Origin of the sequence: Pseudomonas sp. UBA6562, assembly GCF_002434265.1 — a bacterium.
In the GTDB taxonomy this organism is placed as follows: Bacteria; Pseudomonadota; Gammaproteobacteria; order Pseudomonadales; family Pseudomonadaceae; genus Aquipseudomonas.
Genome location: NZ_DJJS01000002.1, coordinates 158,775 through 182,215, shown reverse-complemented (window position 1 = coordinate 182,215; position 23,441 = coordinate 158,775). Strand labels below are relative to the sequence as shown.

20 protein-coding genes are annotated in these 23,441 nt (G+C 61.1%); 10 read left to right on the top strand and 10 right to left on the bottom strand.

Features of this window, described 5'->3' with window-relative positions; all coding sequences use genetic code 11:
- Positions 1-485: 485 nt before the first annotated feature.
- Complete coding sequence (rhtA, locus tag B4M43_RS02650; protein WP_296263924.1) at positions 486-1,373, top strand: threonine/homoserine exporter RhtA; 888 nt, start codon at positions 486-488, stop codon at positions 1,371-1,373.
- Positions 1,374-1,548: 175 nt separating this feature from the next.
- The gene (locus tag B4M43_RS02645) at positions 1,549-1,830 is read left to right on the top strand and encodes a hypothetical protein (RefSeq protein WP_296263923.1); all 282 of its coding nucleotides are present in this window, start codon (positions 1,549-1,551) and stop codon (positions 1,828-1,830) included.
- A 42-nt stretch (positions 1,831-1,872) separates the two neighbouring features.
- Here the strand turns inward: B4M43_RS02645 and B4M43_RS02640 are convergent, their stop codons facing one another.
- Entirely contained in the window at positions 1,873-3,681 is a 1,809-nt protein-coding gene (locus B4M43_RS02640) for an aminopeptidase P family protein (RefSeq protein ID WP_296263921.1), read from the bottom strand.
- Positions 3,682-3,985: 304 nt separating this feature from the next.
- A complete protein-coding gene (locus B4M43_RS02635) occupies positions 3,986-4,546 on the bottom strand; it encodes a helix-turn-helix domain-containing protein (RefSeq protein WP_296263919.1) in 561 nt (186 codons plus the stop codon).
- Positions 4,547-4,629: 83 nt separating this feature from the next.
- Between B4M43_RS02635 and B4M43_RS02630 the strand changes: the two genes are divergently transcribed.
- The 7 genes from B4M43_RS02630 (at position 4,630) to B4M43_RS02600 (ending at position 11,784) form a co-directional block, all read left to right on the top strand.
- Positions 4,630-5,574 (top strand): DMT family transporter, encoded by a 945-nt coding sequence (locus tag B4M43_RS02630; RefSeq protein WP_296263918.1) that lies wholly within the window; start codon positions 4,630-4,632, stop codon positions 5,572-5,574.
- Between the two features lie 155 nt (positions 5,575-5,729).
- Positions 5,730-8,645 carry a monovalent cation/H+ antiporter subunit A gene (locus B4M43_RS02625; protein WP_296263916.1) on the top strand — a complete coding sequence of 972 codons (2,916 nt, stop codon included), beginning with the start codon at positions 5,730-5,732 and terminating at the stop codon, positions 8,643-8,645.
- Entirely contained in the window at positions 8,645-8,989 is a 345-nt protein-coding gene (locus tag B4M43_RS02620) for a Na+/H+ antiporter subunit C (protein WP_296263914.1), read from the top strand. Before B4M43_RS02625 ends, B4M43_RS02620 begins: the two co-directional genes overlap by 1 nt.
- A complete protein-coding gene (locus B4M43_RS02615) occupies positions 8,986-10,665 on the top strand; it encodes a monovalent cation/H+ antiporter subunit D (RefSeq protein WP_296263912.1) in 1,680 nt (559 codons plus the stop codon). The genes B4M43_RS02620 and B4M43_RS02615 overlap by 4 nt, the downstream gene beginning before the upstream one ends.
- Positions 10,662-11,150, top strand: a complete 489-nt coding sequence (locus tag B4M43_RS02610) for a Na+/H+ antiporter subunit E (RefSeq protein ID WP_296263910.1) — start codon at positions 10,662-10,664, stop codon at positions 11,148-11,150. The genes B4M43_RS02615 and B4M43_RS02610 overlap by 4 nt, the downstream gene beginning before the upstream one ends.
- Positions 11,147-11,425 (top strand): K+/H+ antiporter subunit F, encoded by a 279-nt coding sequence (locus B4M43_RS02605; RefSeq protein WP_296263909.1) that lies wholly within the window; start codon positions 11,147-11,149, stop codon positions 11,423-11,425. Before B4M43_RS02610 ends, B4M43_RS02605 begins: the two co-directional genes overlap by 4 nt.
- On the top strand, positions 11,422-11,784 hold the full coding sequence (locus B4M43_RS02600; RefSeq protein WP_296263906.1) for a Na+/H+ antiporter subunit G: 363 nt from the start codon (positions 11,422-11,424) through the stop codon (positions 11,782-11,784). The genes B4M43_RS02605 and B4M43_RS02600 overlap by 4 nt, the downstream gene beginning before the upstream one ends.
- 202 nt (positions 11,785-11,986) lie before the next feature.
- On the opposite strand, the gene B4M43_RS02595 is transcribed toward B4M43_RS02600, so the two are convergent.
- On the bottom strand, positions 11,987-12,457 hold the full coding sequence (locus B4M43_RS02595) for a hypothetical protein (RefSeq protein ID WP_296263904.1): 471 nt from the start codon (positions 12,455-12,457) through the stop codon (positions 11,987-11,989).
- A gap of 307 nt (positions 12,458-12,764) precedes the next feature.
- Between B4M43_RS02595 and B4M43_RS02590 the strand changes: the two genes are divergently transcribed.
- Positions 12,765-12,962: a hypothetical protein gene (locus B4M43_RS02590; protein ID WP_296263932.1), complete on the top strand. Its 198-nt coding sequence runs from the start codon at positions 12,765-12,767 to the stop codon at positions 12,960-12,962.
- A gap of 116 nt (positions 12,963-13,078) precedes the next feature.
- Here B4M43_RS02590 and B4M43_RS02585 read toward each other — a convergent pair whose 3' ends face one another.
- The 7 genes from B4M43_RS02585 to B4M43_RS02555 form a co-directional block, all read right to left on the bottom strand.
- Positions 13,079-13,483 (bottom strand): TraR/DksA family transcriptional regulator, encoded by a 405-nt coding sequence (locus B4M43_RS02585; RefSeq protein ID WP_296263902.1) that lies wholly within the window; start codon positions 13,481-13,483, stop codon positions 13,079-13,081.
- A 227-nt stretch (positions 13,484-13,710) separates the two neighbouring features.
- Entirely contained in the window at positions 13,711-14,484 is a 774-nt protein-coding gene (locus tag B4M43_RS02580; protein WP_296263900.1) for an enoyl-CoA hydratase, read from the bottom strand.
- Between the two features lie 13 nt (positions 14,485-14,497).
- A complete protein-coding gene (locus tag B4M43_RS02575; RefSeq protein ID WP_296263898.1) occupies positions 14,498-15,625 on the bottom strand; it encodes an acyl-CoA dehydrogenase in 1,128 nt (375 codons plus the stop codon).
- Positions 15,626-15,633: 8 nt separating this feature from the next.
- Positions 15,634-16,827, bottom strand: coding sequence for an acetyl-CoA C-acyltransferase (locus B4M43_RS02570; RefSeq protein ID WP_296263896.1), 1,194 nt, complete (start codon positions 16,825-16,827; stop codon positions 15,634-15,636).
- Between the two features lie 20 nt (positions 16,828-16,847).
- Positions 16,848-17,615 (bottom strand): SDR family NAD(P)-dependent oxidoreductase, encoded by a 768-nt coding sequence (locus B4M43_RS02565; RefSeq protein ID WP_296263894.1) that lies wholly within the window; start codon positions 17,613-17,615, stop codon positions 16,848-16,850.
- 154 nt (positions 17,616-17,769) lie between these two features.
- Positions 17,770-22,275, bottom strand: coding sequence for an NEL-type E3 ubiquitin ligase domain-containing protein (locus B4M43_RS02560; protein ID WP_296263891.1), 4,506 nt, complete (start codon positions 22,273-22,275; stop codon positions 17,770-17,772).
- 75 nt (positions 22,276-22,350) lie between these two features.
- Positions 22,351-23,370, bottom strand: a complete 1,020-nt coding sequence (locus B4M43_RS02555; protein ID WP_296263890.1) for an AraC family transcriptional regulator — start codon at positions 23,368-23,370, stop codon at positions 22,351-22,353.
- Positions 23,371-23,441 lie beyond the last annotated feature (71 nt).

Below are 23,441 nucleotides of genomic sequence, written 5' to 3'. Positions count from 1 at the left end.
CACACGAATTGCTTGATTCAAATTGTTAAAGAGCGATTGGTTGAGCCATTCGTCTCAACCGAGGCTCGAATTTTACGCTATCCTCAGTGTCTGTCAAGTGTTTATTTTGAAGTGTTTCGCGAGAATCTCGTTCAACTTCAACCACTTGCTCGCTGCAATCTCTCGTAGCGGGAGGCGAATCATACAGCGTTACAACCTGCTGTCAACTGCCTTTTTCACCGCTGCCGACCAGAAGATCGAAGCGCTTCCAGTCTTGTCAAAACGTTCAACTCATTGAATCTCAAGGAGTTTTCCGTTCCGTTTGCCCCGGAAGTGGTGCGCAGTATAAAGAGATCTGAGGAAGCGTCAAGGGCTTATTGAAAGTTTCTGCAGAAACCTCGCCTGGCTAGCCTTTAAGCGTTTTCTAAAGAACCCGCTTGCCGCCAATGCTCGGCATTGCGCACTATAGTGCGCACAATTGATCTATCAGGATGCACTCGTTATCTATGAGCACCTCCCCCCGCCCCCTCACAAGCGTCATCTTTCCCATTGGCCTTTTGCTGATCGCGATGCTGTCCATCCAATCTGGCGCTTCGCTGGCGAAGAGCCTGTTTCCTCTCATAGGCGCGCAAGGCACTACGTCACTCCGCTTGATCTTCGCTAGCGTGATCATGGTGCTTCTGCTCCGGCCATGGCGGGCCCGCATGAATGTCGCCACATGGCGTAGCGTGGTCATTTATGGAATGGCGCTTGGGGGCATGAATCTGCTTTTCTATATGTCGGTGCGCACGGTTCCTTTAGGTATCGCTGTCGCCTTGGAATTTACCGGCCCTCTAGCCGTGGCCCTTTTAAGCTCGCGCCGGTTGGTAGATTTCATCTGGATCCTATTGGCGGTAACCGGGCTTGCTCTGCTGATACCCCTTGGCAGATCCGGTGCAGCTGTCGACTTGACCGGCGCCGGCTACGCCCTAGGTGCCGGCGTGTGCTGGGCACTTTATATTCTCTACGGCCAAAAGGCCGGAGCAGAGCATGGCGTGCAGACCGCCGCTCTGGGCGTAGTGATCGCGGCGGTATTCATCGCGCCAGTAGGTATCGCGCATGCGGGGAGCGCACTGCTGAACCCTGGACTCATCCCAGCAGCTTTAGGCGTGGCTGTTTTGTCCACCGCTCTTCCTTATAGCCTTGAAATGATCGCTCTCACCCGGCTCCCGGCCCGCACCTTTGGCACGCTCATGAGCGTCGAGCCTGCAATCGCCGCACTATCCGGACTGATCTTTCTCAGCGAGACGTTGACCAAGACCCAATGGCTGGCGATTTTGGCCATCATAATCGCTTCTGTAGGCGCAACCATGACCATGCGCAAACAAGCCCTGCCTCCCCTGGCGGCCGACTGATGTAAGAATTGTTTGCATTCACAACGAAACGGTTGTTCCCCTCATCGCCTCGTTTTAAGCTGGCTTTCGTTTCAGCAGCTTCACTCGCGTCGATACGATCCGGCCACGCAATCAGGATCCAACCCTGTGATTACCACAACGCCAGGTCAACGGCCTGGCATGTATAAGGACAGAAATGAAACGTATCGTCCTCATCCTGGCGATCCTTGCTTTAGCGGGCTGCGCCGCGAATACCAAGACCGAGGTCAAACGGGGTAAAAAAGGTTTGCACATTGATTGCTCAGGCCTCTCATCTTCTTGGGAGAAGTGCTTCAGCAGTGCCGCTAGCGCTTGCAACCCTAAAGACTACAAGGTCATCGCCCGTTCTGGCGCTGCGAAGTCCGAGCCTGGTGATTATCTGTTTGGGATAAACCCGGCTGGCTATACCAGCCGTAGCATGATCGTCATCTGCCGCTGAGGCCTACAAGGCAGCCATGGGAGGCTGCCTCGCCCAAACGACTTATATGCTTTGAGTACGCCTCTCCAACCAAATCAGCGCATCGCGCTCCAGAAGCGGAGCAAGCCGGTGGAACACCTGACCGTGATAGTCATTGAGCCACGCTCGCTCGCTCGCATCCAGCATCTCGACCAGCAGGCAGCGCGTATCTATTGGGCACAATGTCAGGGTCTCGAAATCCAGAAAACGGCCGAATTCGCTGCTGCCTACATCGCGCGTTACCACTAGATTTTCGATCCGCACACCCCATCGCCCAGGACGGTAGGTACCAGGCTCAATCGAGGTGATCATCCTGGCCTGCATGGCTGTATGCGCTGACGCCGCTGAACGAAAGGCAATCACCTGCGGCCCTTCGTGAACATTGAGAAAATAGCCGACGCCATGACCGGTCCCATGCCCATAGTCCACTTGGTCAGCCCAGATCGGCGCGCGTGCGATCGCATCCAGCATGGGTGAAAGGGTGCCCTCGGGAAAACGTGCTCGCGACAAAGCGATCACCCCCTTGAGCACACGCGTGCAATCCTGTCGTTGCTCGGTGCTTGGCTCACCAATGGGCACCATGCGAGTGATGTCGGTCGTACCACCCAGGTACTGCCCTCCAGAATCGATCAACAGCAGGCCATTGCCTTCGATCCGAGCATGGGATTGAGCAGTGGCGCGATAGTGAGGCATGGCACCGTTGGCATTGAACGCTGCAATGGTTGCGAAACTTGGCGAAATGAAGCCTTGGCGCCGAGCGCGCGCCGCAGTCAGTTGCTCATCGATAGTGAGCTCAGTGATCTCTCCAAGGCCGAGGTTGGACTCGAGCCATGCGAAGAACTCAGACAAGGCAGCACCGTCCTGCTCCATTACATGTCGAACGTGAACCAGATCGCCGTCGGCTTTTTGAGATTTGCTGAGCTGGGTAGGGTTGATGGCTTCGACCAACTCGATACCTGGCTGCAGATTTGCGACCAACCCCAAGGTCACCCGTGCCGGATCTAAAAGCAGCCGCGTGCCGGGGCAAAGAGCCTGCAAAACCTCGGCTATCTCACTGTAATCGCGCAGCTCTACGCCGTCGCCTTCGAGTGACCGGCGCGACGGCTCATCGACTTTGCCTTTATCGATGAACAACAACGCTCGGTGCGGCTCGACCAACACGTAAGCAAGGAACAATGGGTTATAAGCCACATCGCTGCCGCGCAGATTGAGCAACCAGGCGATATCGTCGAGCGAGGCGATGACATGCGCTTGCACGCCCTTGTGACGCATGGTTTCACGCAGTGCGGCAAGCTTGCTGGAGCGATCGACGGTCGCGTAAGGAAATTCATGTTGATATATAGAAAAGCAAGGCAATGCAGGGCGGTCGGTCCAAATATCATTCAGCAAATCGACATGCGTCTGGAGGGTAACGCCACGCACTTGCAGATTGTTCTGCAAATCACGACCACTCGCCAGAGCCATCACACTGCCATCGACGCTTACCACACTCCCGGCAGGTAGCTGTTCGACCAGCCACTGGGCAGGCGAAAGCTGACCCGACTCGTACTTGATCAGTGTCACTCCACTGCCGTAAAGCTCAACCGCCGCCTGCTCCCAATACCGACTATCGGCCCACAGCCCCGCAAACTGCGCAGTGATGACCAGCGTGCCGACCGAGCCCTGAAAGCCGGAGAGCCACCGACGACCCTGCCAATGCTCAGGAAGGTATTCGGACAGATGCGGATCGGCAGAAGGTATCAGTAACGCGTCCACGCCCGCGCGCTGCATCACCTCGCGCATCAGCTCGATACGATCCAGTGCGGCTGGCAGAACCAAGGACTTATTGCTCATGCGCACTTCACCTCCAAATTAGTCAAGAATTCCACTGTAGCAGTCCAATGCATGCTCATAACCTGGACTGAATGCCTTCTATTCGATGCGGAAAGTTCGACAGCATTTATAGCCTTTTCCTACAGATATCCTTGAGGACTCACAGAGCGGTCATGGCAGCTCCATACAAGACGTGACGAGGAGCCGTTGTAGGACTCCAGCCATCGGAGCGGCAAATCATGCGAACGACCATCGAGTCGCTCATTCACCCCACGTGCCTAGCGATACGTATGCAAACTACCGTCGCAGTCCTGGGTCCGCCCATTCAAATGACCACATTACGCACGAACCGAACCAAAACGTCGCCGTCGTTGCGGTACCCATATTGACAGTTACTGGCGAACACGAAGAAATCACCAGCGGGCAGGACATGCTCGACCCCCTCAATCACAAGGGTCAGGCAACCTTCAGCGACATAGATCTGCTCGCTCCAACCCTCTGCATCCGCCTCGCTGACATAGCGTTCGCCGGGCTCCAGACGCCATTCCCATAACTCCACTTCACGGGTGGATGGGCTTGCACCCAACAAAACGGCTTTACTGCCGGCCTCGCCAACCCAGGCCAATTCATTGATACGGCGATCATCCCGCTCATCCGCTGCCTGGATCAGTTGAGTGAAAGGTACCTCTAGCGCATGGGCCACACGGTCGAGCGTCGCCAGACTGACGTTCTTCTCACCTGCCTCGATCGCGACGAGCATCCTGCGACTCACGCCAGAACGTTCCGCCAATGCGGTCTGGCTCATCGCGGCCGCATTGCGCAACTGGCGAACGTTATGACTGACGTGTTGCAGTACAGACCCGCGACCTTCGGAAGATTTGGACACACGCTTGCTCACTGTTGTGGGTTGCGCAGTATACTGCTCACTTTGTGGCGATTGTGCGCCGCCCTTCCCGAGCCTGCAAGCCGATGAACAGTGTTCCAAACAACAAGCGTCTGCCCTTTTCGCTTCAACTAAGCCAAGCAGAGGTTGTGCTGATCTTCATCACCTTTTTATGGGGCGGAACGTTCCTATTGGTGCACAACGTCATGGCGGTCAGCGGGCCGATGTTTTTCGTAGGGTTACGTTTTGCGGCAGCGGCCCTGTTCGTAGGCATGATCTGCTCGCGCAGCCTGGCCAGGCTGACGTTATTGGAGTTGAAGGCAGGATTGTTGATCGGCATCTGCATCATGTTTGGCTATGGCTTGCAAACCATGGGCTTACAAACGATCAGCAGCAGTCAATCGGCTTTCATCACTGCGCTGTACGTGCCTTTCGTTCCATTATTGCAGTGGGTGGTGCTCGGCCGCCGCCCAGGGGTGATGCCAAGTTTGGGTATCGGTCTAGCATTCGTCGGGCTGATGCTTCTGGCAGGGCCTGAGGCCGGTACACTGAAGTTGAGCTGGGGCGAAGGCGTAACACTGGTGAGCGCCGTGGCCATCGCTGCCGAGATCATCTTGATCAGCCGTTATGCGGGTCAGGTCGACGTACGTCGAGTGACCGTCGTGCAATTGGCCACAGCCTCGCTGCTTTCGTTCCTGATGATGGTCCCGACACAGGAGTCGGTACCCGACTTCTCATGGCTTTTGGTACTCAGTGCGCTGGGCCTGGGCGCGATGAGCGCAATCATTCAGGTGGCGATGAACTGGGCGCAGAAGTCGGTATCGCCGACAAGGGCAACCCTCATCTATGCCGGCGAGCCGGTCTGGGCCGGCCTGATCGGGCGACTTGCCGGCGAGCAGCTGCCAGGTCTGGCGTTGGTCGGTGCAGGCTTGATCGTGCTCGCGGTGGTGGTCAGCGAACTCAAACTCCAGCGTCGACCCAAACCCGGCGAAGACTTTGAACCTGGGCGATGCTGTGAGGACAAAACCTAGCAGCGCTCTCATGCCAACTGCGGCAGCTCGCAAAACCATGTAATAGAAAAGTACGAGATTGCCGTCGGTTTGTAGGATTCTGCGACAGCTTACGTGTTGGTGTTCAACATTTCGGCACGTATTATTCTTTGCAAACTCCTGCCGATTGGAACGCTATGTCCTTGATAGTGCTATTGCTTCTGCCCTTCATAGGCAGTTGCCTGGCGGCCGTCTTGCCGCACAACGCGCGCAACGCCGAATCCATTCTTGCGGGAGTGGTGGCGCTGGCCGGTACCCTTCAGGTGGCATTCCTCTACCCGCAGATTGCCGACGGCGGCGTCATCCGCGAAGAGTTTCTCTGGCTTCCGAGTCTGGGGCTTAACCTGGTTCTGCGCATGGATGGCTTCGCCTGGATGTTCAGCCTCCTGGTGCTGGGTATCGGCGCACTGGTGTCGCTCTATGCGCGCTATTACATGTCTCCACAAGATCCAGTGCCGCGATTCTTCGCATTCTTCCTTGCCTTCATGGGCGCCATGCTGGGCTTGGTGATATCCGGCAACCTCATTCAATTGGTGTTCTTCTGGGAACTGACCAGCCTGTTCTCCTTCCTGCTCATTGGTTATTGGCACCACCGGGCGGATGCCAGGCGCGGCGCCTACATGGCGTTGATGGTGACCGGTGCGGGGGGCTTGTGTCTATTGGTCGGCGCATTGCTGTTGGGGCATGTGGTGGGCAGCTACGACGTTGACCAGATCCTCGCGGCGGGTGACAAGATTCGCCAGCACGCGCTGTACCCGGTGCTGCTGCCACTGATCCTGATCGGTGCGTTGAGCAAGAGTGCGCAATTCCCGTTTCATTTCTGGCTGCCGCATGCAATGGCAGCACCTACGCCGGTATCCGCCTATCTGCATTCGGCCACCATGGTCAAAGCGGGCGTATTCCTGCTGGCAAGGTTCTGGCCAGTACTGTCTGGCAGCGAAGAGTGGTTCTGGATCGTTGGCGGTGCAGGTGCCTGTACGCTCCTGCTGGGAGCCTTCGCCGCCATGTTCCAGAACGACCTGAAAGGGCTTCTGGCTTACTCCACCATCAGCCACCTGGGCTTGATCACCCTGCTACTGGGGTTGAATAGCCCATTGGCGGCAGTGGCCGCAGTGTTCCACATCCTCAATCACGCCACGTTCAAGGCCTCGCTGTTCATGGCAGCAGGCATCATCGACCACGAAAGCGGCACCCGCGACATTCGGCGCTTGAGCGGCTTGTTCAGACTGCTTCCCTACACCGCGACACTGGCCATGGTCGCCAGCGCCTCGATGGCCGGCGTGCCTCTGCTCAATGGCTTCCTGTCCAAAGAAATGTTTTTCGCGGAAACCGTTTTCATCAGCTCGTCGTTGTGGGTAGAAATCGCACTACCGGTCATTGCCACCCTTGCCGGTACATTCAGTGTGGCCTACGCGCTGCGCTTCACGGTCGATGTGTTCTTCGGCCCACCTGCCAAAGATCTACCCCACATTCCACATGAGCCGCCACGCTGGATGCGCGCGCCGGTCGAGCTGTTGGTCCTGGCCTGCCTGGTCGTCGGTATTTTCCCGGCGCAGTCCATCGCCCCCCTGCTGGCCGCTGCGGCATTGCCCGTAGTTGGCGGACCGTTACCCGAGTACAGCCTGGCCATCTGGCACGGCTGGAACCTGCCCATGATCATGAGCTTGGTGGCCATGTCCGGCGGCGTCGTGCTCTATCTGGTGCTGCGCAAGCAACTGCGCCTTGGCCGTTTCCACTATGCCCCGCTGATAGGACGATTGAACGGCAAGCGGCTGTTCGAGCGAGGCCAGGTCCACCTTATGCTGTTGGCGCAACGTATCGAGAAATCGTTGACCAGCCGGCGCCTGCAAACCCAGCTGTTCATGTTGGTACTGGCCGCGTTCATAGCGGGGCTGATCCCGATGTTCTACAGCGGCCTGACCTGGGGCGAGCGACCGAAGATTCCGGGTTCGGGTGTATTCGTGGCGCTTTGGCTGATCGCGATCGCCTGCGCCATCGGCGCTGCCTGGCAAGCCAAGTACCACCGATTGGCGGCACTGACCATGGTCAGCGTTTGTGGCTTGATGACCTGCATTACCTTCGTCTGGTTTTCGGCGCCTGACCTGGCGCTCACCCAACTGGTGGTGGAAGTGGTGACAACCGTGTTGATCCTGCTCGGCTTACGCTGGCTGCCACGGCGGCTGGAGGGCGTATCGCCACTGCCAGGCAGTCTGGATCGCGCGCGGATGCGGCGAGTGCGCGACCTGGTGTTGGCAAGTTTGGTCGGCGGCGGCATGGCGCTGCTCTCCTACGCCATGTTGACGCGCCCTACCCCCAACATCATTTCTTCCTTCTACCTGAGCCGAGCTCTGCCCGAAGGCGGCGGCACCAACGTGGTGAACGTGATGCTGGTCGACTTCCGCGGCTTCGACACCCTCGGCGAGATCACCGTTCTGGTAGCGGTAGGCATGACTGTATTCGCCCTGCTGCGACGCTTCAGGCCGCCCAAGGAAACCATGCAGCTGCCTGCCCAGCAGCGCCGGCTGGCTCCCGACGTCATCACCGATCTGGTCAACCCACGCAACGCCGCCGACACCGCGCTGGGCTTCATGATGGTACCTGCGGTACTGGTGCGCCTGCTGTTGCCCATGGCGCTGCTGGTGTCGATGTACCTGTTCATGCGAGGCCACAACCAACCTGGCGGCGGCTTCGTCGCAGGCCTGGTGATGTCCGTGGCCTTCATTCTCCAGTACATGGTGGCGGGCACCCAATGGGTCGAAGCGCAGATGAGCCTGCGGCCCCTTCGCTGGATGGGTGTCGGCCTGCTGTGCGCGACGCTCACAGGCGTTGGTGCCATGACTTTGGGCTACCCATTCCTTACAACCCATACCGCTCACCTGGACCTGCCAGTACTGGGTGATATGCATGTGGCCAGTGCGCTGCTGTTCGATGTCGGCGTGTTCAGCGTGGTGGTCGGGTCGACACTGCTGATTCTGACGGCCCTTGCCCACCAGTCGATCCGCGCCTACCGACCCGGTGGCCAGAGCAAACCCAAGCAAGCAGGAGCTGCCTGATGGAAGAAGTGATAGCCGTTGCCATCGGAGTGCTCGCCGCATCGGGCGTCTGGTTGATTCTGCGCCCCCGTACCTACCAAGTGATCATGGGCCTGTGCCTGCTTTCCTACGGGGTGAACCTGTTTATCTTCAGCATGGGCAGCCTGTTCATTGGCAAGGAGCCGATCATCAAGGACGGTGTACCGCAGGACTTACTGCACTACACCGACCCGTTGCCACAAGCGCTGGTGCTGACCGCGATCGTCATCAGCTTTGCCATGACCGCACTGTTTCTGGTGGTGATGCTGGCTTCGCGGGGCCTGACCGGGACCGACCATGTCGATGGCCGGGAGCGCGAAGAATGAGCCTGATGAACCAAATGATCGTCATGCCCATTCTGCTACCGCTGCTGACCGCCGCCTTGATGCTGCTGCTTGGCGAGAAACACCGGCAGCTCAAGGCGCGCCTTAACCTGATCTCGAGTTGTGTCGGACTCAGTGTGGCGATCACCCTGCTGTTATGGGTCAAAAGTCAGGGGTCAGCCGAATCGATCGGCGTCTACCTGCCGGGTAACTGGCCGGCTCCCTTCGGCATCGTGCTAGTGGTCGACCATCTGTCAGCGTTGATGCTGACCTTGACTGGGATACTCGGTGTCAGTGCCTTGCTCTTCGCCCGGGCACGCTGGGCAAACGCAGGCGCCAGTTTCCACGCCCTCTTCCAAGTGCAACTGATGGGTCTGTACGGGGCCTTTCTCACGGCGGACCTGTTCAACCTGTTCGTGTTCTTCGAGGTGCTGCTCGCAGCCTCTTATGGCTTGCTGCTACACGGTTCTGGACGCGCACGGGTCAAGGCCGGCCTGCACTACATCGCGATCAACCTGTTCGCCTCATCGTTGTTTCTGATCGGCGCAGCCATGATCTACGGCGTTACCGGAACGCTGAACCTTGCCGACCTGGCGCTGAAAATCCCATTGGTGCCCGAAGCGGACCGCGGCCTCTTACACGCCGGCGCGGCAATCCTGGCTGTAGCCTTCCTGGCCAAGGCAGGTATCTGGCCGCTGAATTTCTGGCTGGTCCCAGCCTACGCCTCGGCCAGCGCACCGGTGGCAGCGCTCTTTGCCATCATGACCAAGGTAGGCCTGTACGCCATATTGCGCTTGTGGATGCTGCTGTTTTCCGGTCAGGCGGGGGCATCGGCGCACTTCGGTGGCCAGTGGCTGATATACGGTGGCCTGGCCACCCTGGCAATGGCGGCGGTATCGCTATTGGCGGCGCAACGCCTGGAACGCATGGCCTCGCTGAGCATTCTGGTATCGGCCGGGACTTTATTGGCGGCAGTTGGGTTCGGCCAGCCAGTGCTGACCGGCGCTGCGCTGTTCTACCTGGTCAGCTCGACCCTGGCATTGAGCGCACTGTTCCTGCTGGCCGAACTGATCGAACGCTCGCGTTCGGCCAACGAACAGCCGCTGTATGATGAAGAGGATGCCGTGCCGGCCCCGCTGGAGTCATTGCACCCCCCCAGGGGCATCAACCTGGATGACAATCAAAAGGCGGTCATCGGCCAGGTCATTCCCTGGACCATGGCCTTCCTGGGCTTGAGCTTCATCGCCTGCGCTTTGCTGGTCATCGGCATGCCGCCTCTGTCAGGCTTTATCGGCAAGTTGGGCTTGATCAGTGCGCTCTTCAATCCCCTAGGCCTGGGTATGGCGCCGGAGCACCCGCTGCCGTCCACCGGCTGGCTGCTGATTACCTTGCTGGTGCTGTCGGGGCTTGCCTCGCTGATCGCATTTGGGAGAGTGGGCATCCAACGGTTCTGGAAACCCGGAGAACGTCCATCCCCCGTGTTGCGCCGCTACGAATGCGTGCCGATCGTAATTCTGCTGGGATTGTGCCTGGCCTTGAGCATCCAGGCTGAACCGGTGCTCAGGTACACCCAAGACGCCGCCGCCAGCCTGCAAATGCCAGACCGCTACATCGAGGCCGTGCTGTCGAGCAAACCCCTGCCAGGGCCGACCAACCAGCAACTGGAGGCACAGCCATGAGCCGTCTGTTCCCCGCACCGTTGTTATCGGCGGCGCTCTTCGTACTGTGGCTGTTGCTCAATCTTTCGGTCAGCCCTGGCAACATCCTACTGGCGGCTGGGCTGGCGCTGTTCGCACCGTTGCTTCTGGCCCCACTTCGCCCCCAGCATGCTCACGTGAGGCGTCCTTGGACCATTGCAAAACTGATCGGGCGTGTAGGTTACGATGTCATCCATTCCAACTTGCAAGTGGCGGTGAAGGTGCTGACCTTGCACGCTAACCCCCCCCGTTCGGTATTCGTCCATATCCCACTGGATCTGCGTGATACGCACGGGCTGGCTGCACTGTCGATGATTACCACGGTCGTACCGGGCACGGTCTGGTCGGAGCTGGCGTTGGACCGCAGCATGCTGTTGTTGCACGTGTTCCATCTCGAAGATGAAGCCGCCTTCATCGAGCATTTCAAGCGTGTGTACGAACGCCCCCTGATGGAGATCTTCGAATGACCGGGTTGCTCGCCAATGCCGTTCTTGCCAGCTTGTTCATCCTCAGCATCGCGATGTGCCTGGCGTTGGTCAGGCTGTTTCGCGGCCCTTCCGCCCAAGACCGGGTGCTGGCGTTGGACTACCTGTACATATTGGGGATGCTGATGATGCTGGTGCTGGGCATCCGTTACGCCAGTGACACCTACTTCGAAGGTGCGCTACTGATTGCGCTGTTCGGCTTCGTGGGTTCATTCGCGCTGGCCAAATTCTTGTTGAGAGGCGAGGTGATCGAATGACCGAGACTGTAGAACTGCCCTTCTGGCTGGAAGCGATCACAGCGGCGCTACTGCTAACGGGTAGTCTGTTCGCAGTGTTGGGTGCGTTTGGGCTGGTGCGTTTGAAAGACTATTTCCAACGCATGCACCCTCCGGCACTTGCCTCGACCCTGGGCGCCTGGTGTGTGGCGTTGGCATCGATCCTGTACTTTTCCAGCCTCAAGCACAGCCTGGTGCTGCATGCCTGGCTGATACCGATTCTGTTGTCGATCACTGTGCCGGTCACGACGCTGCTATTGGCCAGGGCAGCGCTGTTTCGCAAACGTGCCGCAGGCGAGGATGTTCCTGAAGAGGTGAGCGGACGGGACGGCGGCAACTAAGCGCGTTGGCCTTCTACAAGACGCTGCAGCTCGCGTCGCGCATGCTTGGCCAACGCTAGGGGACGTGTCTGATAGAGCTGCGTCGCGACTCAATCGTGCCACCTCCCCTGGAGTTCGCCACGCCTGCTCAGCCATTGCTCGGCCAGCGCCGCAGCTTGATGTCCAAAACCGTCCTCACCCCCGCACTGAGCCTGGCCAGACGTCATTCGCTGGCTTTGAACGTGGTCAGCTCGCCTTTACGCCACTTCGCCACTTTGCCCGTGACCGCCTTGAGGAGCTTGCCCAGCCCCTCAGGCACTTGCTGGTGCGCGGCGAACACCAACATGACGCCCTGCCCCTCGCGGAACACGATGCCTTCGCCTTGCTCGACCGAAACGAACGCGTAGTCGCCTACGCCATAAACGTTGAATTTGATATCGCGAAAGCGTAGTTCCAGCTTGCCACCCTCACGGCTCGGCAACACGGCGGCGCGAAAATGGTCACCGACCTTGAGCTCCAGGCGCTGTTTATCGTCGACCACCAGCGCGCTTTCAAGGTCAACTTCAGCCATGTACAACCCTTCCGGGCTTTGTTCGCTGATGTAAACGAAACGCCCCTGGAACAATTTGACGAGTTGGGCACGCAAATCACCCAGGACAAACAATGCGTGTGTATCCAGCGTACTGACTGCCAATGAATAAATCCTCGAAACGGTTACACCCTGCCCCCGGACGGCATGCGCGCACGACCGGGCAGCGGGACTTCAAATTGAAGGGGAAGACTACTGATCACCACATACGATGTCTGTCGAACTAGGCTACGACTCGCGCAGGAATGGTGGCTTCCATGCCTAGGTCGTTTCCCCGATCAGGCATACGGTGTTTTCTGTCGGAAAGAGACGTAACGTCTGACAACAAAAGGGCCAACAAAGGTGCGATAGATATCCAGGCGTTCAGAGAGAATCAGCCTTGGTACCCACCTAAACATTCCGAGAAAAGAATATGCACGAAAACACCAAAATTCGTCGAGAGGAAATGGACGATCCCTACGCAAAACTCGGCATAGACTTACCACGATTTATTGTCATTCCAGCAGGTGTCGACTTCTTTCATATCATCGAAAGCGCTACCGGCCGGATCAAGGGGTTTCGCCGACTGCACTTGGATGCCTGCTTACTGGCCAAATCGCTCGAGCCTTGACATCGCGTGACGCCAGCACCTGACCCCATGCCCACACACAGGTTCAACCTTCTATTTGCCGCAGACATGCGAAAGCCCCAGGGATCGCTCTCTGGGGCTTTCCGGCAACCTGTCGATCACACTTGACGCAAGTGGCGATCAAGCTGCTCGTGGCGCTCTTGGGCCTCGATGCAGTATTTGGTTGTCGGGCTGATCAACAAACGCTGCAAGCCGATAGGTTCGCCGCTGTCGTCGCACCAGCCAAAGCTTTCGTCCTGAATGCGACCCAGGGCCATTTCCAGTTGTGGCAACAGACGCTGGTCGCGCTCGATGGCATTGACCAGCCAGTGCCGCTCTTCTTCGACGGAAGCGACGTCGGCCGGGTCCGACGGGGTGTCCAGGCTCTCGATGGTGCTACGGCTCAGCTCGATGCGCTCATGGGTGTCGACTTTCATCGCTTGCAAGAGCGACGTGAAGTAGGCGAGCTGATCGGCGTTCATGTAGTCATCGGCCGACATGGCCAGTAACTGTTCCTTGGTCATCGACTTCTCTATGAAAAAAGGTGCATTTGGGCGGTCCGTGGGCCGCCAGCGTCGCGCAGAGGCAACGGAATTGTTCGAGCGCCGGTGCGACGCTCGTTTGCAGGGGGCGGCAGTCTAAGGTGCCGCGTCGCGGTGGGCAACCTAAATGAATCGACTCACCCTGAAAAGGGGGCGCCCGCAGATGCCGCTGGTCGTCTTCATGGTTGGAAATCGAGCAAAACGCCGCCTCAACAGTCTTTGAACTGGGCCGCGCGTTTGGCGACGAAAGCCGCCATCCCCTCTTTCTGGTCCTCAGTGGCGAAGGCTGCATGGAACACGCGCCGCTCGAAACGCACACCTTCACTCAGCGTGACTTCGAACGCGCGGTTGACGCTTTCCTTGACCATCATCGCCACAGGAATCGACTTGCTGGCGATGGTGGCCGCCACCTTCAAGGCTTCTTCGAGCAAATCGGCTTGGGGCACGATACGCGCCACCAATCCGGCGCGCTCGGCCTCTTCGGCGTCCATCAGGCGACCGCTCAGGCACAGCTCCATGGCCTTGGCCTTGCCCACAGCGCGGGTCAGACGCTGGGTGCCGCCCATGCCCGGCAGCACACCGAGATTGATCTCTGGCTGACCGAACTTGGCGTTGTCGGCGGCCAAGATGAAATCGCACATCATCGCCAGTTCGCAGCCGCCGCCTAGGGCGAAGCCCGACACCGCCGCGATGATCGGCTTGCGCCGGCTGGCGATGCGGTCCGCGTCGCTGAACAGGTCTTCGGTGTAGATCTGCGGGTAGCTGAGCTCGGCCATCTCCTTGATGTCGGCACCGGCGGCGAAAGCCTTGGCCGAACCGGTCAGCACCACACAGCCGATCTGTGGATCGCGTTCGAGCTGATCGAGAGCCTGATTGATCTCGGCGACGATCTGCGCGTTCAGGGCATTGAGAGCCTGGGGGCGATTGAGTGTGATCAGGCCGACTTTGCCGTGAATGTCCAACACGATGCTTTCGAATGCCATGCAGTCTGCTCCTTCAAAGGTTGCGCGCAATGACCATGCGCTGGATGTCGCTGGTGCCCTCGTAAATCTGGCATACACGCACATCCCGGTAGATACGCTCCAGCGGAAAGTCGCTCAGATAGCCATATCCGCCCAAGGTCTGCAAGGCATCGGAGCAGACCTGCTCGGCCATCTCGGAGGCGAACAGCTTGGCCATCGACGCCTCGACCAGTGCCGGCCGCCCCGCATCGCGCAGCGCTGCGGCGTGTAGCACCATCTGCCGCGCCACGGCGATACGCGTTGCCATGTCGGCCAGGCGGAACGCCACCGCCTGGTGCTCGACCAGCGCTTTACCGAAGCTTTGCCGTTCGCGAGCGTAGTCGCGCGCCACCTCGAACGCCGCTCGGGCCATGCCCACCGACTGCGCAGCAATGCCTATACGCCCGCCTTCGAGGTTGGCCAGGGCGATACGATAGCCCTCGCCTTCCTCGCCCAGCCGATTGGCAAGCGGAATGCGCAGCCCGTCGAAATGCAATTGGCAGGTGTCGGAGGCGTGCTGGCCGAGTTTATCTTCGACCCGCGCGACCTGGTAGCCCGGCGTATCGGTCGGCACGATGAAGGCGCTGATGCCACGCTTGCCTGCCTCAGGATCGGTCACGGCAAAGACGATCACCACGCCGGCGTTTTGCCCCGAGGTGATGAACTGCTTGCTGCCGTCGAGCACGTAGTGCTCACCGTCACGCCGAGCGCGGGTTTTCAGGCCGCTGGCATCGGAGCCGGCCTGGGGTTCGGTCAGGGCGAAGGCACCGAGCATCTCGCCTTGCGCCAAGGGCATGAGGAAGCGCCGTTTCTGCGCCTCGTTGCCGAAGTTGAGGATCGGTACGCAACCTACCGAGTTGTGCACGCTCATGATGGTCGAACAGGAACCGTCACCGGCTGCGATCTCTTCGAGGGCCAGGGCATAGGCCACGTAGCCAGTGTCGCTGCCGCCCCATTGTTCCGGCACCAGCATGCCGAACAAACCCAGGGCGGCCATTTCGTCGATGGCTTCGCGAGGAAACCGATGGGCCTTGTCCCACTGCTCGGCGAAAGGCTTGAGCCGCTCCTGGGCGAACCCACGGATGGCGTCGGCAATCTGTTGCTGCTCTTCGTTGATCAACATGGCTTACCTCAGTACAGACATTCGACGGCGATCGCCGTGGCTTCGCCACCGCCTATGCAGATGGCGGCCACGCCCCGGCGCAGGCCGTTCTGGCGCAGCGCCGACAACAGCGTCACCACGATGCGCGCGCCCGAGGCGCCGATGGGATGGCCCAGGGCGCAGGCGCCACCGTGCACATTGACCTTGTCATGCGGCAGCGCCAGGCGCTGCATGGCTGCCAAGGTCACCACGGCGAAGGCTTCGTTGATTTCGAACAGGTCGACCTCGGCCAGGGACCAGCCGGTGCATGCCATCAGGCGCTCCATGGCGCCGATGGGCGCCGTGGGGAACAGCGCGGGCGCGTCGGCGAAGGCCGCATGGCCATGGATCACCGCCAACGGCTTCAGCCCGCGCCGCTCGGCCTGGGAGCGACGCATCAGCAACAGCGCTGCGGCGCCATCGGAGATCGAACTGGCGTTGGCGGCGGTCACCGTGCCGTCGGCGCGAAACGCAGGGCGCAACTGCGGAATCTTTTCCAGGCGCGCCTTGGGCGGCTGCTCGTCTTCGCTGACCAGACGGGTTTGCTTGCCTTCGGTGACTTGCACCGAAACGATCTCGGCGCTGAAACGGCCCGTAGCCATGGCCTGTTGCGCACGGGTCAGCGAGGCAATGGCGAAGGCGTCCTGCTGCTCGCGGCTCAAGCCGTGGGTTTGCGCGCAGTCCTCGGCGAAGGTACCCATCAGCCGACCCTTGTCGTAGGCGTCTTCCAGGCCGTCGAGGAACATGTGGTCGAGCACCTTGCCATGGCCCATGCGGTAACCGCTGCGGGCCTTGTCGAGCAGGTAAGGTGCATTGCTCATGCTTTCCATGCCGCCGACCACAACCACGCCGGCGCTCTCGGCACGCAATAGGTCGTGGCCCAGGATCAACGCCTGCATGCCAGAACCGCACATCTTGTTCAAGGTGGTGCAGGTGGTCGAGGTCGGCAGCCCCGCGCCCAGTGCGGCCTGACGCGCCGGGGCCTGGCCCAGGCCTGCGGGCAGTACGCAGCCGAACAGCACCTGGTCGACCTCGGTAGGCGCGATGCCGGCACGTTCGACGGCAGCCGCGATGGCGATGGCGCCCAGCTGCGGCGCGGTTTTCGACGCAAGATCGCCTTGCAGCCCGCCCATGGGCGTGCGCACGGCACTGACAATGACGATGGGATCAGCGGGAAGCGTCATGATGGTTTCCTTAGAAAGCGTCAGCGAGCGGCCATGCGCAAGGCGCCGTCCAGACGGATCACCTCGCCATTGAGCATGCTGTTTTCAATGATGTGGCGCGCCAGCGCCGCGTATTCCTCGGGCCGTCCCAGGCGCGGCGGAAACGGCACGCCAGCGGCGAGCGAGACACGTACTTCTTCGCTCATCCCTGCCATCATGGGCGTTTCGAAGATGCCGGGGGCGATGGTCATCACCCGGATACCGTGGCGGGCCAGCTCGCGTGCCACGGGCAACGTCATGCTGGCGATGGCGCCCTTGGACGCCGCATAGGCGGCCTGGCCGATCTGCCCGTCGAACGCGGCAACCGAGGCGGTATTGATGATCACGCCCCGTTCGCCCTCGGCGTTGCCAGGGTTTTCGGCCATGGCAGCGGCGGCCAGGCGCATCAGGTTGAAGCTGCCGATCAGGTTAATGCCGATAACCCGGGCGAAGCTGTCCAGCGCATGCGGTCCTTGTTTGCCGAGCACCTTTTCGCCAGCCACGACTCCTGCGCAGTTGACCAGCCCGTGCAAGCTGCCGAAGTCGCGCAGCGCCTGCTCCACGGCCTTCTGCGTCGCGCCCTCGTCGCTGATGTCGGCGACTGCGAAGCGGGCGTTGGCACCCAGCTCAGCGGCTTTGGCCTCGACTGCAATGGCGTTGAAATCGACCAGGGTAACCCGCGCCCCGGCCTCGATGAGCATCCGCGCGGTGGCCGCGCCCAATCCGGACGCTGCGCCGCTGACCATGAAGTGGGAGTTGCCGATGAGCATGTGTGTCGTCCTTTAGCCCGACGACGGTGACTGAGGAAGGGCATCGTTGGCAGAGGAATCGCGGTCACCGTCGCAACCGCGATAGTCTCGCTGCCTTAGGGCGAGAACAATGGCCAAAGCGGTCAGCCTGGATGACCGCTTTGGCCATGCTCGCTCATCGAGACGATGGAGGTGTCTCCAGCGTTTCCAGCAGGTCGAGGGTCAACTGCAAACGCAATGCCTGCAACGCGCTTTCACGCCGCACACTCAAGGCATCCCACCGCTGGCGGTACTCCTCGCTACCAAGGCTGTCCATCTGCTCATCCAACTGCGAGCCTTGCTCATCGAAATCCTCCTGCACCTGGACGAAGGCCTGCTCATGCTGCTCATGCAGGTAACGCTGCCAGAACGGACGCTCGGTCAGGCTCTCGGCCAGTGCCTCCCGGGTTTCGCCTGTCCTGACGTACTGCAAGGCCTCATCGAGCTGCTGCGGCGTGACGTTGGCGATCTGCGTGAAGTGCATGCTGGTCGGCTGGAACGGCAGATCGAGCGTTGTCGCCAGATGGATGCGGTAATACAGGCTCACTTCGATTTCATCGACACCCCGCGCTTCTGCGACCCGCTGCTGCATGTCCTGGCGCGCGAAGGCTTCGACACGCGCCAGACGCCACAAGCGGCGGCCCAGGTTGACGAGGCGTCCCGCCCGTCCTTCGTCTGCCTGGGCTTGGCCGGGCGACTCGGCATTGGCCTGGGCCTCCAGCAACTGTACCTGCAGGTCGCTGAAACGCTCGGCCACGCTATCGGCACAGGTCGTCGGTTCATTGGCGCGGGCGAACAGGGCTTCGCGCAGTTCGGTGTGGGTATCCAATGCGGTCACCATGGACCAGACCTGCTCGCTCAGATGACCACGCGCGCGCGCAAAGTCGGCCGTACGCCACAACTCGCCGAACAGGTCGAACAGTCCGCCACTGCCCGGCAGCCCGGACAGACGATCCCAGCGCTGCGCATGCGCGGTGCGCTCGGCAAGCTCGACCCTGCTCAGCCACTCGGCCCGCACGGCGGCCGGCGCCCGCTCCTCGCCGGGGATTGCCTGCGCACCCGGATGCTCGGCCACATGGCTTTCCAGGCTGACCAGGGCCTGCATGTGCTGAACCTCGATGGGATTGCCCTGCACCATCAGCGCCCGGCGATAGGCCAGGGGCATCTGCAGAACGGCGTCGGGTATGCTGGTCAACTGGTTGTCGCGCAGGTCGGCCGATTCCAACAGGCCGCAGAGGTCCAGCCCTATGGGCCATGCCGTCAGTTGACAATGCCGCAGGCTGATCCAGGAGAGTCGATTCAATAGGTGGAAACGCATGCTGAAACGACCTAGCGGGTTGTAGCTCATGTTCAACGAGGAAAGCCGGGGCAGCCCGCTGAGCAGGGCTTCGCTCGCTTCGTCCAGCACGATCCGGTTATGGTCCAGGCCCAGTATCCGCAGATGGACGAGGTAGCCCAGACCTCGGGGAATATGGCCCAGTTCGTTGCTGCCGATGTTAAGTCTGCGCAGGTTGCCGAACGCCCTCAGAAAACTGGTCGGGATCTCACGCAGGCGCATGTTGCGCAATACCAGTACCGTGATGTGGTCGAACTCCACCTGGGCCGGAAATACCGGCAGTTCGAGCACAGGTATGCCGCTCAGGTCCAGACGTACCTCGAAAGAAAAACCTCCCGGGGTCGGCGGGGGTACGCCAATCAAACGCCAACAGTTGCGTAGCCGCAGTGCCAGTTGCTGGCGCCAGCCATGGACGCTACTCGCTGACTGCTCGCGTTCCCAGCCTGCGAGCGTCCTGTCGAGGCGCTGCCAACCGACTTCCTGCTCCAGTAGCAGGTCGAACGGTGAATCGCTCGAGGTGAGGAGAATCTGCAGGTATTGCTCGACGCCTTGCTCGTCGAGACCGGGATACAACGCGCGAATACGCTGGCGCAGCACCTCACTGGAGGCCGTGGCCTGGCCTCGACCGCTGAGCGGGTAGCCTACCCGACCATCGGGCAGTCGCTGCCCAGGGTTGAACCAAGGCGCTTCGGCGCGCCAGCCTACCAATTGCAACCGACGGTCGAGGGTATCAGGTAGCTGTTCGAGCAGTTTGTTGCGCAGGTCGGTGGCCCAGGTGCCTGCACCCAGCCCAAGCCGTTCGGCCTGCTCATGGGAGAGCAACGCTGCGATTGCCTGGAACGGGCCTTGCGGATCCTCTATCTCCAGTTCCAGGGCTCGCTCTTCACTGTCGTACAACGCGCAGCGGCCGCCGTTGCGCACCAGTATACGCAGCGCCTGTGGGTCGCCCTGGGGGTCGATGATCGAAACGCGGCGGCCCCATACGCTGCCCTCGCGCACCTCGATGTTGAGCGCCGATGGCCAATGGGGCAGACGGCGTAGCAACGCGATGCTCAGGTCGGCCGTGTCGTCGTTGTACGCTTCATCGAAATACAGCCCTTCGATCGCCCGACTCAGGCGGGCATGCTGCCTGAGCGAACGCGCCCGCCGTGCCAGGGCCAAGGGGACGCGGCGCTCGACCAACGCCAGTTGTCGCTCGACCTCGCTGGCGTCGCGCACCACCTCTTGGGCATACGCATCCGTCAACCCCGGAAAGTCCCGCTGCACCAGGCGCATCAACGCATCGTCCGGCAAGCGCACCTGGTTCAGATAGTCGAACAGCGGGCGACGCAAACCCGCCTCCTGCTCCAGCAGCGTTTCACGCATGAGGTCGCCGTAGAGTCCGTCGATGCCTGGCTGCCTCAGGCACCAGGCCTGAATCTGCTCATCGACCACCGGATACCCCTGGGCCAGCCCAGTGAAGAACCGGTCGATACGCGAGCGCGTTTCGAAGCGGCGCAGCGCCTCACGCAAATTCACCGGCAGCGCCCGGTTCTCCACCAGCACGCCACGTAGCTCATCGCTGTCCATCCCGGCGACGCGCAGCACTTGCCTGACCTGTCCGGCGTCCAGCGGCGGGTCATGGGGCCAGAGGGTGTCGAGCATCCGTACATCGTCCTGCCACTCCAGAGGCCGAGCGAGGAACAGCCGCCAGCCACGCTGGCCGTTGTGCTGCAAGATCGGGGTATAGGCCTGAGAGCGCTGCGGATGGCGCAGCCGCCAGGGGCCATCGGGATCGGGTCGATGCACTTCGTACCAGGCTTGGCCCTGGCGCAACCAACGGCGTTCGCCCTCGCCGTACAGGCCATTGGGCCGCAGGGGGGCCTGCGGGGCCGGGACCTCGTAAGCACTGAGGTCGGCCGACCACAAACGCCTGTCGCCGTTGTCCAGAATGACGGGCTGCAACCCATCGACCCGCCCGCTGCGGGCGAAACCGCGCGCCACCACCGTGGCGCCGCCAGCGACAGCCGCAGTCACGGCGACGGTTTCGGCCACTCCCAAAAAATGCTCCAGCGCCTCATGCTGGTGCCCATGGCTCCAGTCCTGCACGCCTTCGAAGGCTTCAGACAGCACCTGCACCACCATTTGCCCAAGCAACACGGCGCCCACCAGCGGAATGAAAAAACCGGTCAGGCCCACCAACGCCAAGCCGGCGTTCTCCCATTGCCGGAGCCGCTCCCGGGCCGCTGTTGCATCGGCCAGCGACGATGGCACCAAGAGCAGTTTGGCGTCGGCCTTGAGGCCCTCGACCTGCGAAGCCACCAGCCCTGCGAACGGGTCGCCTTCGATCGCCTGCGCCTGTACCGCGAGATCGGGCACGTCGTCCTTGAGCCGTTGAGCGAGCTGCTTGAGAAACGCGGGGCGCTGTTCCAGACCGATGAGTCGAGCGAACGCCTGGTGATCGGTCTGCAGGCGCAAATCGTCTAGCAGCGCCGCGCTCAGCTCCGTCCAGTCGGCGAACGTACGCAATGCCTGAGTCGGATCGCTCGGCAGGTACAGCACCACGCTGTGCAACCGACCCCCGGCATCGCGCAGTTCGATGGCCAGCACGTCGGCCAGCAAACGCCCGAGCATGCTTACGCGAACCACGCTCGCTTGCAGATAATCGCCGCGAGTGGGCGCGGCTGGGCTGAGCAAATTCTGCAGCGCGGCATGCGCAGGCGCCGCCAGCTGCCCCTTGAGCAAGGCCACTTCGGCGGTCAGCAGACAGCCGGCACGCTTGTCTTCGACCAGCAAGGCGCAGGTCCGGTCGGTGAAGACCTCGTCGAGCAACCGCTGGTAAGCACTGCCGACATCGGCAAGACGGCACTGCGCGATCAACGCATCGGTGTCGGACACCACGAGGTCGAAGCCCCCCGCCGCCACCAAGCCTGTACCGGCGTAGTAGGACGTGTCGGCAGGAAAGTTCTGCATCAGCCTCAGCAGCGCAGGTTCGCGCCGATAGACCGGTTGCAGAATGGTCCAGCCGGGAAGCGAGATGCTGGGAATGCTCGGCTTCACCACCCGCCATTCGAGCTGCTCGACCGTCGTGCCTTGAGGTAGAAGTCCGGCCAGATGCCGATTGAATTCGCGCTTGGCGAAGTCCTGCAGCGAAATAAGCTCGACGGTGGCTTGGCGCATCCGCTCGTGGCTGGTGCGATAGGCCTGGAAGCGGTCGCGCAGGCCGTTGATCTGGGCCGGCGTGGCGTCGGCCAGCCAGGGCTTGAGCAGTGTTCTGATGAACTGATCGGTGTAACGCGCGCTTTGCGGATCGGTGGGAGTGGTCATGGGCAGCTCCTGGACGAAAGGAGCCTAAGGTGCGGATGCGAAGGCGGCGACGGCAGTTGGAACCCACTCCAAGGGTCAGGACCTGTTCGCAGCGTCGCTGAGTGTGCGGTACTGGCCGGGGTTGCACCCGAACCATTTGCGAAACGCCTTGTAGAACGAGCTGCTGTCGGCGTAGCCAAGCCGCTCGGCGACCTGTTCCATGCTGATCTGTGGATCGGCCAGCCAACGTACGGCCAGTTCACGGCGTACGCTGTCCTTCACGCCCTGGTAGCTCTGCCCTTCTTCGGCGAGCCGTCGACGCAGGGTCGACAGCGACAGGCACAGGCGCTCGGCCAGCCGGCCCGCATCCGGCCATTGCGCCGGGTCGAGCACCAGAAGGTCGGTACGGATGCGCCGCCCCAGGCTGGAGGGGTCTCGGTAGCGAACCAGGATGTTGCCCGGCGCGTGGGCCAGAAACCGCTGCAGATCTTCGGGGGTGCGCCGAATCGGCTGGTCCAGGCTGTCCCCCGCGATGATCATGCGCGTGCTGGCGCGATCGAAGCGCAAATTTTCGGAAAACATCACTCGGTAGTCATCGCAAAAAGGTGGCGGCGCGCAGCGCAGGTCTACGGCCAGAATGGCGATGCGTCGCCCTGCCAGCCAGCAGGCCAACCCATGGACGATCATCCACAACGTGAAGTAGGTGAAAGCGCGTTGGGGCGCTGAACAGGGTTCGTCGAACACGATCTGCGCGATGCTGCGCTCGCGCAGCAGTCGAGGCTTGAGGTGAGCCAATGCCAGGCTGAGGTATTGCAGTGCGGTATCGAGCCCGTCGCCGACGCTCGCCTGGACCAGGCTCGCACGCCCCATGAAGGCCAGGCTGCCGAGCGGCAAACCGCGTGGGTCCATGGCGAAGAATTCGTCGTCGCACCGCCGCGCCAGGTGCCGCCACAAGGCGGCGTAGGTCTGGCTGGGGAGACGGCCGTCGGGCTGCTGAACGGACTGGGGGTCGATGCCCAGACGTTGCAACAGGGCGTTGCTGTCAGATCCGGCTGGGCAACTTTGCAGAAGTGCTTCGCGCACCAAGTGCATGGAAATGGTGTCTTTGTCGCTCATCGGCGCGGGCATCCAGGCGCAAGGAAATGGGCCATCTTACCTAGCTGGCCCACCCGGACAAACCCGCTTGA